This window comes from Streptomyces sp. NPDC102514, assembly GCF_055584525.1.
In genome coordinates, this window is sequence record NZ_JBVJLW010000046.1 from 1 (window position 1) to 14070 (window position 14070).

At 66.3% G+C, this 14070-nt stretch carries 9 protein-coding genes; 6 read left to right on the forward strand and 3 right to left on the reverse strand.

Going from position 1 to position 14070, the window contains the following annotated elements:
- Positions 1 to 164: 164 nt before the first annotated feature.
- A complete protein-coding gene (locus ACZ60E_RS45560) occupies positions 165 to 1067 on the forward strand; it encodes a hypothetical protein (protein ID WP_469448205.1) in 903 nt (300 codons plus the stop codon).
- A 492-nt stretch (positions 1068 to 1559) separates the two neighbouring features.
- Here ACZ60E_RS45560 and ACZ60E_RS45565 read toward each other — a convergent pair whose 3' ends face one another.
- Together ACZ60E_RS45565 and ACZ60E_RS45570 are read right to left on the reverse strand one after the other, a co-directional pair.
- Positions 1560 to 3230, reverse strand: a complete 1671-nt coding sequence (locus ACZ60E_RS45565; RefSeq protein WP_469448206.1) for a helicase associated domain-containing protein — start codon at positions 3228 to 3230, stop codon at positions 1560 to 1562.
- A gap of 171 nt (positions 3231 to 3401) precedes the next feature.
- Positions 3402 to 6314 carry an NACHT domain-containing protein gene (locus ACZ60E_RS45570; protein WP_469448207.1) on the reverse strand — a complete coding sequence of 971 codons (2913 nt, stop codon included), beginning with the start codon at positions 6312 to 6314 and terminating at the stop codon, positions 3402 to 3404.
- Positions 6315 to 6437: 123 nt separating this feature from the next.
- Here ACZ60E_RS45570 and ACZ60E_RS45575 point away from each other — a divergent pair, with 123 nt between their 5' ends.
- The 5 genes from ACZ60E_RS45575 (at position 6438) to ACZ60E_RS45595 (ending at position 11106) form a co-directional block, all read left to right on the forward strand.
- On the forward strand, positions 6438 to 6647 hold the full coding sequence (locus tag ACZ60E_RS45575) for a hypothetical protein (protein WP_469448208.1): 210 nt from the start codon (positions 6438 to 6440) through the stop codon (positions 6645 to 6647).
- 295 nt (positions 6648 to 6942) lie between these two features.
- Complete coding sequence (locus tag ACZ60E_RS45580; protein WP_469448209.1) at positions 6943 to 8037, forward strand: tyrosine-type recombinase/integrase; 1095 nt, start codon at positions 6943 to 6945, stop codon at positions 8035 to 8037.
- On the forward strand, positions 8034 to 9917 hold the full coding sequence (locus tag ACZ60E_RS45585) for a hypothetical protein (protein WP_469448210.1): 1884 nt from the start codon (positions 8034 to 8036) through the stop codon (positions 9915 to 9917). The genes ACZ60E_RS45580 and ACZ60E_RS45585 overlap by 4 nt, the downstream gene beginning before the upstream one ends.
- Positions 9918 to 9976: 59 nt before the next feature.
- The gene (locus ACZ60E_RS45590) at positions 9977 to 10540 is read left to right on the forward strand and encodes a hypothetical protein (protein WP_469448211.1); all 564 of its coding nucleotides are present in this window, start codon (positions 9977 to 9979) and stop codon (positions 10538 to 10540) included.
- Positions 10537 to 11106 carry a DUF6262 family protein gene (locus ACZ60E_RS45595; RefSeq protein WP_469448212.1) on the forward strand — a complete coding sequence of 190 codons (570 nt, stop codon included), beginning with the start codon at positions 10537 to 10539 and terminating at the stop codon, positions 11104 to 11106. Before ACZ60E_RS45590 ends, ACZ60E_RS45595 begins: the two co-directional genes overlap by 4 nt.
- Before the next feature lie 11 nt (positions 11107 to 11117).
- On the opposite strand, the gene ACZ60E_RS45600 is transcribed toward ACZ60E_RS45595, so the two are convergent.
- Positions 11118 to 13499, reverse strand: a complete 2382-nt coding sequence (locus tag ACZ60E_RS45600) for a helicase associated domain-containing protein (protein ID WP_469448213.1) — start codon at positions 13497 to 13499, stop codon at positions 11118 to 11120.
- Positions 13500 to 14070: the final 571 nt, after the last annotated feature.

The following is a 14070-nucleotide window of genomic DNA, read 5'->3' on the forward strand; positions in this document are numbered from 1 at the left end:
ACGCTACGAACGCAAGCCCGAACACTTCCTGGCCTTCACCGCCATCGCCACCAGCCTGATCAACCACCGCCGCCTCACCAAGTGAAACGTCGTCTTATTCAGCATGGTTCACCTGTATTGGGAGGAACATGATCAGGGATCAACGGTCCGACCTGAAGGACGCCATGAGGGATTTGACGCTGGCGCTTCGGGCTGACCGGTCGGCGGGTGCTGAGGGTGACCCGGCAGCCACGCGCGAGGTGATGCGATGCCTGCTGCGCACTCTGTGGGTGATCGAGGGGCGCGTCGTCCCGGTGAGGGCGGAGGAGGAACTCATCGACCCGCTCTTCACCCTGGAGCGTCGGGACGTGCTTATGAAGGCGGCCGAAGAGCTGAAGGGCTGTTGGAGGGCCTGGCGCTTGCCTTCCAGCCTGGGAGGACCCACTCAAGAGGAGAGTCCCGATCTGAGGGCCGTCGATGCGGGATTCTCCACCGCAGGCCTCGTCCGACTCCTCACGTCCGGTGATCCGGAGGCCTGGATGGCGAAGGCCGCGAACGAGGCCGCCGCGTCCCTGCCGCACAGCGGTCCCAGGACTGCCCTGGAGATCTCGGTCTTCCTATGTCACCCCTCCCCCCTTGCCCTTATCAACGAAACGACGAAGATGCTGGGCGAAGCCCTGGAAACCTCGCACGTCAAGGTCATCCACGGGTTGCTCGAGACGGTAAAGGAGTTGGAGACCGACGCGCTCGACCGGTTCCTGGCCGATCACATAGGTGAGCCGACACCCAGGGACTGGACTGCCTCGACAAGATCCTCCCAGGTGCCCTCTCACAGCGTGGCGCCCGCAAGCGTTCGAGGATCACCACGAAACGTAAGGCGCCGTCGCCCCGAGAGCCGGAAAGCCAGGTCGCCGAGGCGGCAAACGCTCCACGCATCGCCGAACGAGACATCTTTCCCGACGACATGGAGGGGCCGGACACGGCAGCCCTTGATGTGTCCCGCACGTCCTTCATCCCGGCCGAGCTCATGCAGTTGCAGGCATCCCAACAAGCCGCCGATCCGACCCCCCTGGAGGACTTGGACCTGAATTCGGACGCACCGGATGCTGATCGGCGGGATCCGGAAATCGGCCTGTTCTGACGGAGCGGGATGTGCGAGAGGGACGGTGCGGACGCTGCCGGGGATCGTGGCGTGCTCAGCGGTGTTGCGCGTCGGCGCGGCCGCCAGCGGCGCAGCGGTCCGCCGTCAGGTGGAGGCGTCTGTCGGTTGCTCGTGGTGGTGCTTGAGCGTGTCATGGGCCGCGGGGACGTCGGGGGGCGAGACCGCTCCGGAACGCATGGGCGACGATAAGCGCTGCGAGTTCGAGCTCTCTCGCCCGAAGCCGGGTGATCTCTACCGCGTCCTGGGGATCCCAGACGGGGAGAGCGGCCCGGGATCCCCGTGCCTACACGCACTCCAGTGCGATGCGGCAAGCCCCGGACAGCGAAGGACCCGGCCGCACAGTGCGCCCGGGGTCCTGCTCGTGAGCGTCGCACCGCCCGCGACTCCGGCCCGAGGGCGGCGGCACGACGTGGTGCGCTCACCAGTCGTCAGGTGCACTGCCCACCCACGCGATCGGCTGGCCATCGCTGTTGTGCCCCCAGTGCGGTTCCTTCATCGACGTCTCGTGCCCGTCGTCCAGGACGCAGATCCGTCCCCAGCGGCCATGCTTGCCCGGACAGATCCCGGCGAGCACGGCCGTGTCGCCGTCGCGCACGGCTCGCTCGTAGCGGTCCTGGAAGGGTTGGAGACGGGCGCGCAGCTCCAAACCGATCTGCGTTTCCGCCGCCTCGATTCGCGCCCGCGCCTGCTGTACCTGCGGATCGGCCAGGATGACCGAGACGGCCTTCTCCGCGTCCGCGAACACACGGTTGCGCACATGCCGCTGTACAGCCGCTCGCACGCGCTGCTCTTCATCGCGTGCGGTCATCACGCCGTTCCTTCCTCTGCCGGTGCTGCCCACCTCAGCCCGAGGCCGGCCAACGCGGCGAGCTTGTCCGCAGCCAGCTTGCCCCGGCGACTCTTGCTGTTCGACAGGAACACCCCGAGCTTCACCTCTGACCCGTCCGGCAAGGCCTCTACGTGGGTCCTGGGGACCTTCACAGAGCCCGTGCGGGCCTTGTACTGCGCGAGGGCCGCAATCCTTCTCGAAGGCTCCCAGTGCCGTCGTGGACGGCTTCACGGGCATCTCCGGGGTCGAGGCGGTCGGCACCACACCGAGCCGTTCCAGGCGCTCGCGCTGCCCGTCCATCAGCCCGTGCCAGACCTCGTGCCTGCGCTGGCGTTCCAGCCACCTGCCGATGTCCATGCCGTGCACGGTGACCCCGGGTTCGACGGAGAGGAGCACGCTCTCCTCCGCGAGCATCTCCCGCAGCGAGGCGTAGTGCCGCTGCCAGTCGGCCGGCCACTGGGGGTTCCAGTCCGCGTCAACTTCCCGCAGCGCCGTCTCCCACTCCGGGTGACCGTCCAGCGCACCGGGGCGCCGGAGGTTGCTCAACCACTGCCCTACCGGCCTGTCCAGGGCCACAGCTGACCGCGGAGCACAGATGGTCCAGTGATCGTCGTAGTACGCCTTCGCGGCCTCCAGGTTCTCCTGGAAGCGTTCATCGGCCAGTGACCAGACCATGCCGAGCTGTTCGAGCCGGCGGGCGCGTTGGCCGGTCATCTGCCCGGCCCCGTACGCCCGTCGCTGTTCCGCCACCCATTGCCCAAGCGGCGTCGCACCCTCGCGGTGTCCGTAGGGCACGCGAGCGTTCCCGACCCGTTCCGTGTACGCCTTGAGCTTCGCCCACCCGCGAGCCCAGTCCTGCCGCTCCGTGTCGATCACGTTGAAGGAAACCCAGTCCGCGACCATCACCGGATCCCTCGGAGCCGCAAAACGGAGCAACAGACGGGACTCCTCCTCACCGTCCACAGGTGCCGTACCGATGTCTTCGGACGGCTGCGCCACGTCCTTCTGTGGCTCCTGCGGAATGGCCAGCAATTCAACGGCCTCTTCATCATGAGCCCGCAAACCTTCCAACACCTTCACCAACGGCCTATACGAACCGGACGTGAACATATCCTCAGGCTTCTCATCCGGCTGCAGAAAAACCGGCACAATCAGAGAAGCCAACTTGTCCTGTCCCGGCTTCTGCCGCAGAGCACGCCCGATCGCCTGCACAATATCGTGCGGCGCCCCCTTCGGATCCAAAAGGGCCACACTATCCACCGCGCGAAATATCAATTATCTAGAGGCGACGGAATGTGAGTGACGTTTGGTCTGGTTGCTGGGAGGTGTGTGCCTGACAGTGAGCAGGGCGCACGGAGGCCTCGCAGCCTGGAATTTTCCGGGGGAGGCAGAGTCGGACTGTGTGAGCGGGGCCTGGACTGAGGGGGGGGCTCAGATGTCAGCTTTCCGGGGGCGTGGATATACGCGAACGGTATCTGGGTCAAATTCCTCTAGGCCGACGACGCTGGCCGCGTAGTTTAGAGATATGCGCAGCCCTTTGATTTGCTTGAGGGGGCTGATGTCGGTGATGTCAGGTAGCGATGCTCGGCAGTTGACGAAAACGCTCTTCAGGTTAGGAAATACTTCAGGGATCAGATGCAATTGTGCATCTGCATCGAGAGGTGACAACTGCAGGTCTGTCACGTTGGGCATGGGTGTGGCCTGCGCGAGGTCATACTCAGAGATGTAGAGGTCCCTCAGGTGCGGTAGCGAGGAGATTTCTCGCCACTCTGCAGGGGTCGGGCCCGCGTTGATCACCAAGTGTTTCAAAAGTTGCCACTTTGAGATGCCCAGTAGAGATGTATCGATCCAGCGGGCTAGGCGCAATACGGTCAAGTCTAGCGGTGCGGGCATCTCCTCCAGGCTGCCCCACAGCAGGCGGGTGTAGAGGGCTAGTTCCGTGAGTTCCGGTAGTGAATCCAGAGCGTCGAGGGAAGTGCTTTCCGAAAACTGCAGGAGCGCCAAGTCTGACAGCGGTAGTCCTGCAAGATCTTCGATGTGTGTAAGCTGGGTGCACTCGGATAGGGCAAGTTCGTTTAGGGCGGGGAGCTGGCGGACGAATTTCAAATCTGTCAGTGCTTGGACGGAATAGATGTTCAGTGCATGGGTGTGCTCGGGTGAGAGGTGCTCGAGTATTTCTTCTGCGGTGAAAGCTTTTCGAAAGGTGATGGCGGTGATAGGTTCCAGTAACTGCAGGGCGTTGCGCTGATCATCAGTTTCTACAGTCATTCTTAGGCGCTCCTTGAAGGGGAGCAAGATTTCTCGTGCGTATGGGGCGGAATCGAAGTTCTTCCAGCCGTCGACGAGCTCATAGGGTGCTGACTCAGAAGTCAGTGACTGAACGAATTGGCTGAGGAAGGCGTAAGCATGGTCGCCGCCGATGGTGGCAGCAGTCTGGATGACTGGGCCTATTTCGTCCTGTTCCAGCCCTTGGGGCCCCGACAGTAGATCCAAAATGCCTGGCCCGAGCGCGGCAAGTGTCATCGCCTCTTCCACAGAACGGGGAGGCATCAGGACACGCGCACGTTGTTCGACCAGTCTGCGGACGTCGGGTTCGATTTCGGTGGCGTACGGCAGGCTGGCGGCCGCCAAGAGGTGGAGTCTGCCCCTGTGTTCGCCCTCGGCATCACCGCGTTCGACGAGGCGACGGAGCAGATCAGCGCTCTCGGCTGGGCGGGCGTGGGCGACGGCCATGCGGATGGCATCTTCCCACTGGTCGTCGTGGGCGTTGTTGACCAGTAGGGGGAAGTCGTGGGCTTCGATGGCGGCTTTTGCGCCGAGGTAGTCCTGGAATGTGCGGTGTACGAAGTCGATGGTGTCCGCGGTGGGCTGGCGCAGGAGCCCACTGCGGCCGACCAGGTGGGCCAGAACCTGGTCGGCAGTGCCCTGCTCGGCCACGGCCTGCATGGCCGGCAGTGCATCGCCGACCAAGGCCAGCGCGGTGGTCCGGTCCATCTCGGTCTGGCGGTTGCGGATGAGCCAGTAGGCCAGACGCTGCAGGAGCTGGACGCTCTGGTGTTCGGTGAGCTGAATGCCTTCCGGCACATCGATGCTGCGCTCAAGGTCTCGGCGCACGAGCAGCATCGACAGCGCTGCTTCGTAGAGCTCCATGCGGCTGTGGGGCAGATGACCGCGGCGGTCCCGGTGTAGCGCACAGATCAGCGCACACATCAGGGGTGTGCTGGACAGCTGTGTCAGGTCACGCTGAGCACGCACTGTGACCTGGAGGGCTGCTTCGAGATCATGCAGTTGTGAGCGTTCGCCCTCGGTTGCCGCATTGTGTCGTGCTGCGGTGTGCCACCGGTGCACGAAGACTCCGGTGTCGGCGGCGCTCATAGGACGTACGGACAGTTCGGTGAACCGCGATGAGGCCAGCCAGCCTTCCGGCACAGCGGACGGACGCGTGGTGACCACGAAGCGTGCGTCCCTATAGGCCGCCAAGAGCCGCTCGAGCCAGTCCCGCGTGGCACCCCGGTGTTCTTGAGGAACCTCGTCGATGCCGTCGACCAGGACGAGTGCCTCGCCCCTGGCGAGTACGGCATCGGCCCAGCCGTCAGGTTGTGAGGCTGCCAGGGGGGTGCCGACCGCAGACAGGAAATCGTGTGGTTCCGGAAGGGGTCCGCGCCGCACCAGCGTCCGCAACGGCAGGACGAACGGAATCCGCCCTCGCCAGTCCGCCAGTTCTTCCGGTAGTTCATCGCGTGCCGTGGCGACGGCCAGCCACTGCAGCAGTGTTGTCTTTCCGCTGCCGGCGAGCCCTCGCAGAAGTACTCGTCGGCAGTTGGCCAACGCGTGCTCGGCACGTTTCACCACGACGGTTGGCCGGTCCGCTTCCTCACTGCCTGCAGGCCAGCTTTCCGGCCGCTCTGCCAGTTCCAAGCTCAAGTACGCCGCGTCCAGTGGCCAGCACGCACGTTCCGGACGGCTCAGATCCAGCCCTACGACGGTCAGCTGCGAATGTCGCTCCGCCACGTAACTGAGGTACCGCTCCTCGAACGGAGGCTGCACTCTCGGCCGCACTGACCTGCGGGTAACGTGTCTGGGCAAGGACTCGCGCACCTGCGGTATGCGCGCGGCGGCTTCGCGCAGGGCCAGCAGCGGCTCCACATCCGCGCCCAGGGCTTTCGCCAGGGCCGCCAGCGTGGCTTCGGTGGGCACCTTTTGGCCGTTCAGTGCCTGGCTGAGCGTTGTCCGCCCCAGCCTGGTCCGCTGCTGCAACCCGCCCATCTGCAGACCCCGCTGCGCCCTGAGGGCGCGCAGCCGCAGTGCGAGTTCCGCCAACGGATCCTCGTGCACGTCCCCCATGTCCTGCTTCTCCGTCCCCCGGACGACCGTCTTCGTTCATCTTCGTTCGCCCTGAACCCCGGTGAACACGAAAGCCGCGAAATTTCCTGGAGTCACCGTCGTCGACCGTTCCGGGAAGAAGCCATGAACACCTCATCCATCCATCTGATGCTCCTGGTCCTGCTCCTGGCAGTCGTTGCGCTCTTCTGCACCCTGGTAGGAGCAGCGGCCGGCCTGCTTGCTCGCCTCGACGGAGCCACCTACGCCAGCGCCCTTCTGCGAGGTGCCCTGGCCTTCGCGGGCAGTGCCACCCTCTCCCTGGCACTGCTGACCTTTGTCCTCGCGACACTGTGAACGACGGACGCGTTGCCGTACTTCGTCAGCACACGAAGCGTGCGCCGTGGCGACGCCGTCGGTCGTGGGCGCGCCTGGACCCAGCCAGTGCCAGAGCGCCAGCTGCAAGGTCTCTGTTTATCTGTAGTCGCCCCGCTGGTGGGGGACGTAGGGTACGCGCTCCGACCTGCAGGGGAGGGACGTACGGGGAAGGCCAACTCCGGCGTTGAGTCTGGTAGTTATGTTCGGCACGTGTCTCACTTCCTTGCGGAGCGGTCGGTGTCTCCGGCCACCGGTGGCGAGCGGTGGGTGGTGGGTGGTGGTCGATGCTGGCACCTACACCCTCCACGCGCAGGCCACGGCCTACCTGGCCTCGTTGCGGTCCCGGGGCTGTTCGGCGAACACGGAACGCGCGTATGCGGGGCGGGTGGCGCTGTATCTGTCCTACTGCCAGGACCGGGGCATCGACTGGACTGCTCCACGGTTTTTGGAGCTTGCGGGTCTGCAGCGGTGGCTGATCACCGAGCCTCTCCCGGCGCGCGGCCAGCAACCGTCGCTTGTGCCGCGGTTCCGGTCGTCCGGGACGGCGAACGCCGTGATGACGGTGGTGAGCGGTTTTCTCAGGTTCGGTGCCGTGCACGGCTGGGTCACCCCTGAGACGGTGGCGGTGTTGTCGGAGCCGAAGCAGCTGTTCCATCTGCCGCCGGGCTACGACCCGGGCGAGGTGGGCCAGTTGCGGACTGTGGAGGCGGCCGCGTTCCGGTTCGCGTTCACCGATCCGGGCTACCAGGACCTCAGCTCCGAGCAGATCGCGGTGATGATCACTCTGGCGGGGCGGGCGAGGGACCGGTTCCTGATCGCGTTGCTGGCCTGTACCGGTCTGCGGATCGGGGAGGCTTTGGGGCTGCGCCGCGAGGATCTGCATCTGCTGGCCTCCTCCCGGGTGCTGGGCTGCGGCACCGACGGCCCGCACCTGCATGTCCGCCGCCGCACCGACAACCCCAATAACGCGCTGGCCAAGTCCCGCCGCTCCCGCATCGTCCCGGTCACCGCCGACCTGGTCGCGCTCTACACCGACTACCAGTACGAACGCGATACCGCGGGCCCGGCGGCCGACGGCGAGATGGTCTTCGTCAACCTGTTCCGCCCGCCGGTGGGCCGGCCGATGTCGTACCCCAACGCCAAGGACCTCTTCGACCGCCTGGCCCGGGCCGCCGACCATCCTTTCCGCCCGCACATGCTGCGCCACTCCGCGGCTACGGCCTGGCTGCGCGATGGTGTGGACCGCGACGTCGTGCAGCGTCTGCTCGGGCACCTCTCCTCGCTGTCGATGGAGCGCTACCGGCACGTCACCGATGCCGAGACCCGCCAGGCCGTCGAGCGAGTCCAGGCCCTGCGGGAACACCGATGAGCCGCATCCTGCGCCTGCCCGCGCACGACGCCACCGCCGCCGTACCAGGCGAGGGCGACTGGGACAGCCAGGCCTGGCTCGCCTGGCTCCACGACCACTTCGACGGCAACTGGCGGCCGGGGGAGTGGGACAGCCGGCGTTGGCTGTTCACCGGTGACCTGTCCAACTGCCGCACCTCCTCCTCTACCTGCCGGACGCGGGCCTGCGACACCATCGTCAACACCAAGAACATTTTCTGCTCTCCCTGCGCCGAGCAGCTGAGAGCCTCACACCAGGATCCCGACGCCTTCGCCGTGACCTACCGTCCGGCCCGCCGGCGCAGCTTTCCCGGCATGGTCACCGTCCGGTGCTCCATCACCCGCGACGGTGTGCAATGCGTCCGCCCCCGCCACTGCAAAGGCATGTGCGTCACGCACTACGGCGCATGGAAATACCACGCGACCAAAGGCACAGAGGAAGCCTGGCTGCGCGACCGCTCCCAGCCCTTCACCGACGACCTTCCCTGTCAGGTTTCCGCCTGCCCCAGCCCGTCCTACAACTCCCGGGGCCTGTGCAATTACCACGCCCGGCAATGGAGTAAGGACAATCGCAGAAACCCCCTCGACGCCGAGCAGTGGGCCGAGCAGCAGTCCCCCTATCTGGCCACGCACCAATTCAGCCTCCTGCCCCTGCTCGACCTGTTGCGCCACGAGATGCTCTATGGACTGCAGCAGACCGACTCCTGGATCCGCGCCCTGGAGCCGCACCGCATCCGCAACCTCGTACGCGGCCTGACCGGCGCCGCCACCCTCCTGGCGGAAGACGCCGGGCCCAACCGCCTGGCCAGCGCACACGCCGGCGCCGTCAGGACACTGCAGCGGCTGCGTACCGCCGTCCGCAGCGGGTTTGAGGAATTCTCCGGCAGGCCCCTCACCGAACCGGACGTCCTGGACCTGCGGAGCATCGGTCTGCGCACCACCGCGGGGGGCGCGCCCCGCCGCATGCCCGGCACCGCGGACCTGCGCCCCATCCACCAGCCCTGGCTACGCGACCTGATACGCCACTGGGCCCTCACCAGCACGCCGCGCACCGAGGTCTTCTCCAACACTCTGCGGGCCGTCACCATCGCCTCCCGGACCCTGGCCCAGCGACCAGGACAGGGCCTTGACCCGGCGGCGCTGAACTTCACCGACGCCTCCGCGATCGTCGACGCCTTCCGCGTCGCCCTGCGGCGCGACGGGACCCTCTACCGCTCCTCACAGCGCCGCACGCTCGTCGGCTGCTTCTTCCAGCTGCTCGACTACGGCCGCCGTTCCGGACAGCTGAACACCCTCGCGGGAGCCTTCACCCGCCACCCGGTCGAGCACCGCATCCGCATCGAGGAAACCGACGAAGACGGCATCGGCAAGGCCGTTCCCGAAACGGTCATCCGCCAGCTCGACACCCACCTGGACAGCCTCGGGCTGGGAGAGGTCCAGGGCCGCCGCGACCTGCCACCCGCCGACCGGCAACTGCTGTACCAGACCGTCTACATCCTTCTGCGCGATACCGGCCGCCGCCCTCGGGAGATCGCCGCCCTGCCCCGCGACTGCCTGGAGACCGCCCAAGGCCAGATCTCACTGATCTGGAACAACCACAAACGACACCGCCACCGCCGGCGCCTGCCCATCACTGAATCGACCGCCCAGGTCATCCGCACCTGGCAAGCCCGCCGCCCCACCTCCAACTGCCCGCCGCCGACGCTTACCTCTTCCCCGCCCTCAGCTCCTACAGCAGCGCCGGCCACCTCAACGCCAACTACATCAGCGAAACCCTGCGCGCCTGGGTCGACTCCCTGCCCGCTCTGCACGCCGAAGGAGTCGACGCCTGCGGCAACCCCCTGCCCTTCGACCGGACCCTGATCTACCCCTACGCCTTCCGCCACTCCTACGCCCAACGCCACGCCGACGCCGGAACCCCCGTGGACGTCCTGCGGGAACTGATGGACCACCGCTCCATCGCCATGACCCAGCGCTACTACCAAGTCTCCCTCAAACGCAAACGCGCGGCCGTCGCCACCCTCAGCACCCACGTCGTCGACCGCCTCGGCCAACCCGCCCCCAGCACCACCACCAGCTACGAGCTTCGCTCGGTCGCCGTCCCCTACGGAGGATGCACCGAACCCAGCAACGTCAAAGCCGGCGGAGCCTCCTGCCCGATCCGCTTCCAATGCGCCGGCTGCGGCTTCTACCGCCCCGACCCCTCCTACCTCCCCGCCATCGAGCAGCACATCAACGAACTGCGCGCCGACCGCGAAACCGCCCGGGCCATGGACGCCGCCGCGTTCGTCATCACCGCCCTGTCCGACCAGATCACCGCCTTCGAACAGGCCGTCACCAGGATGGAAACCCGCCTCGCCGCCATGCCCGCACACGAACGCCAAGAGATCGAGCACGCCAGCACCCTCCTGCGCAGAGCACGAGCAGCCAGCCACCACACCCTCCTGCCCCTCACCACGACCGACCCACCCCAGAGCCCTTCATGAACCGACAAGGCAACCCCGACGTGCTCGCGCAGGCCCGCCGCCGCGACAGCCTCGACAAACGCCAGCGCGCCCTGACAGCCCTCACCGCTCTCGAACGCGACGGCGAAAAGATCACCCACGCCGCCGTCGCCCGCACCGCTCGCGTGTCCACCTGGCTCACCTACACCGACGGAATCCGGGAACACATCCAAGCCGCCCGCCACCGCCAGGCCAGCACACCACCGCCCGCACCCACCCAAGGAACACCCACCATCACCCCCGCAGGGCTACGCGCGGAACTCCACCTCGCACGCCAAGAGATCAAAGATCTCCGCCAGGAACGAGACCGCCTACGCGACGCCCTGCGCCATCAGCTAGGACAGCAGCTCGATACCCTCCACGCCCCCGACCTGGCCCACCGCCTCGAGGAACTGACCCACCACAACCACCAGCTCGCCGACCAGCTCCAGCACGCCACCGAAGAAAACGCCGTCCTCCGCGGCCACACCGCCTCACTCGAAGAGGACCTCGCCGCCGCCCGAACCGGCCTGCGCCGCATGATGCGCGCCGAAAACACCACCCGCTGAATCTCACACGGCTACGCCCACTCCAGTCCGAGGTCGGCGAGCTGCTGAAGCTTGTCGGCGGTCAGCTTTGCGCGGCGGCCCTTCTGGTTCATGATCCACACTCCGAGCTTGACCTCCGTGCCGTCCTCCAGCCGCTCTATGTGGCCCCTGGGGACCGTCACAGAGCCTTCCCGGGCTTTGTACTGCGCCAAGGCCGCAACGCCCTTCTCGAAGGCCCCCGTGGGCGCCGTGGACGGCTTCGCGGGCTCTTCCGGTTCCGGGGCGAGCGGCGTGATGCCGAGCCGCTCCAGGCGTTCGCGTTGCCCGTCGTGAAGGGCTTGCCAGACTGCCAGTTTCTGCTGCCGGGTCAGCCATTTCCCGATGTCCATGCCGTGGACTGTGAGGCCGGGCAGGACGTCGGCCTGGCCGTCTTCGTCGCGTACGAGTTCGCGTAGTGCGGCGTAGTGGCGTTGCCAGTCCGCCGGCCACTCGGGGTTCCAGTCTTCGTCGACGGTTTCGAGTGCTGTCTTCCATTCGGGGTGGTCGTCCAGCGCGCCTGGACGCCGCAAATTCGCGAGCCACATTCCCAAGGGTCTGTCCAGTGCGCTGGCGGTCCGTGGTGCGCAGAGTGTCCAGTGCTGTTCGTGGTAGGCCTTGGCGGCTTCCAGGTTCTCCTGGAACCTTTCATCGGCCATCGACCAGACCATGCCGAGCCGCTCCAGGCGCTGGGCGCGCTGCCCGTTCATCTCCCCGGCTCCGTACGCGCGTCGTTGCTCCGCGACCCACTGTCCTAGGGGTGTTGCGCCCTCGCGGTGTCCGTAGGGCACCCTCGCGTTCCCGACCCGTTCGACGTATGTCTTCAGTTTTGCCCAGCCGCGGGCCCAGTCCTGGCGTTCGGTGTCGATGACGTTGAAGGACACCCAGTCCGCGACCATCACCGGGTCACGTGGAGAGGCGAAACGGAGCAGCAGACGGGCTTCTTCTTCGCCGTCTTCCGGTGCGACGCCGATGTTCACGGACGGCTGCGCGACGTCTTTCTGAGGTTCCTGGGGGATGGCGAGCAGTTCCACGGCCTCTTCATCGTGGGCCCGCAGGCCCTCCAGGACTTTCACCAGAGGCCGGTAGGAGCCGGAGGTGAACATGTCCTCCGGCTGCTCTCCGGGCTGGAGGAAGACGGGCACGATCAGGGAGGCGAGCTTGCCCTGTCCGGGCTTCTGACGCAAAGCCCGCCCGATGGCCTGGACGATGTCGTGCGGCGCTCCCTTGGGGTCAAGTAGGGCAACCGAATCCACGCTTCGAATATCGACACCCTCGCCCAAAACACGACAGTTCGACAGCACAGCTCGCTGCGCCGTCGACCTGAACGAACCCAGGACCTCCCGCCGCCGCTCGGGGACGTGTTCGCCGCACAGCCAGTCCGCCCAAATCCGAGCGGGGTACGTCTCGGGCTGGTCGGCGTGCAGTTTCGCCGCGACGCGCTCCAAGCCCTCCGCGTACGCCTGCGCCTCGATCGTCCGATGATGGAACGTGATGCACGTCTGCAGGTTGTGCTGGCTCATGGTGTGCAGGAGCGCGGCCTGCAAGGCTCCCAGCCGCTGACCGCGCACCTCTTCGCTGCGCCGCTCCTCGCCCATCAGCCGTTCAGGGGTGACCACGGGGTCCTTCAGCTCCAGGACGATGATCTGATACCGCGCCAGCAAGCCTCGGGAGACGGCAGAGGCGAGCGAGAGCTTGTACAGGACGGGGCCGAAGATCTTCTCGTCATCCATGGAGGCCGCCATCTCCCTCGGCAGCGGATCCCGCACCCCCTCAGCAACCTCCCGGCTGAGCCGCTCCTCCCAGATTCGCGGCGTCGCCGTCAGGTACAGCCGCCTGTACGCCGGGATGACGGTCTGGTCATGGATATCCGCCCACGCCTTACCCATCGACCCACTTGTCCTGTGGGCCTCATCAACCACCGCGAGGTCTACTGGATCAAGCTTCTGACCGTAGACACCCTCGAACGCCTCCGCCAGCACCCCCAGCGACGCGTAGGTGGCGTAGATGGTCACGGGCCCGGAGCCGTGCCACAGCGCCAACTGGATCGGGTTCGTCGTGGAGCGCACCTTCAACGACCACAGCTCCGGGTCGTCCTGGAGAGAACACACCGCCACCGCCGGCCCCTTGTGCCCGGCCTCGTGCCACGCCCTCACCGTCTGCGCCAGCAGATCCAGCGTCGGCACCAGCACGAGCACACGCCCCCTGGGCACAAGCCGTTTCGCCGACGCGGCAGCCATGATGGTCTTCCCCGTCCCACACGCGGCGTGCACTTGCCCACGAAGACCATTCCAGGGAATACCACCCGGCGGAACATCGAAACCGCGCACAATGGCGGCAACAGCTTCGATCTGGTGGTCACGCAGTTTCACGGCCATGCCCCGTGTTCTCCTTTTCGCGGAAAGCGGCGCGTAATCAGAAAGAGAATTCCGGCGCAAGGTGCGCGGCGCTAGGATATGGTGTCAGATCCCAGACTCTACACAGTGCTTCCCCGTGATGCATCACTCGCGCGCCAACTTCGCCCCCCAGAGTGATACATGGCTCATTCCCGCCCACGATCGGCCCGTTGTCCTGTATGCTGGCAGGATATTGGTTAACACGTCGGGGCGGGTTTGGGGATGGGGGAGGGGTTCGGGTGGAGCGCAGCGGAGCCCGTCACTGCAGTGGGGGCCGGCATCCTGTCAGGCCGATGGTCCGTCACATCCGTTGCGGGGGTGGTAGCTGGGATTCCCAGTAGCTACACAGGCCCGCGCGTGATGCACCCCCTCTAGCCAGCCTCGGTGATCGCGCTTGCGCGGTCGCCTCCAATTCGCGCTTGCGCGAATTGCATTCCGTTCGGAATTCCGTTTACGGAATTCCATTCCCGCGTTTACGCGGGAATTTTGAATTGCGCTTGCGCAATTCGCGCTCTATGCCCTGCGCCAGCAGGGCATAGCCCGCTCCGCGGGG

Excerpts from the sequence above, each read along its gene's own strand:
- ACZ60E_RS45595 (WP_469448212.1), top strand. The coding sequence starts at position 10,537 with ATGAACCGACAAGGCAACCCCGACGTGCTCGCGCAGGCCCGCCGCCGC.
- ACZ60E_RS45575 (WP_469448208.1), top strand. The coding sequence starts at position 6,438 with ATGAACACCTCATCCATCCATCTGATGCTCCTGGTCCTGCTCCTGGCA.
- ACZ60E_RS45570 (WP_469448207.1), bottom strand. The coding sequence starts at position 6,314 with ATGGGGGACGTGCACGAGGATCCGTTGGCGGAACTCGCACTGCGGCTG.
- ACZ60E_RS45600 (WP_469448213.1), bottom strand. The coding sequence starts at position 13,499 with ATGGCCGTGAAACTGCGTGACCACCAGATCGAAGCTGTTGCCGCCATT.
- ACZ60E_RS45585 (WP_469448210.1), top strand. The coding sequence starts at position 8,034 with ATGAGCCGCATCCTGCGCCTGCCCGCGCACGACGCCACCGCCGCCGTA.
- ACZ60E_RS45560 (WP_469448205.1), top strand. The coding sequence starts at position 165 with ATGAGGGATTTGACGCTGGCGCTTCGGGCTGACCGGTCGGCGGGTGCT.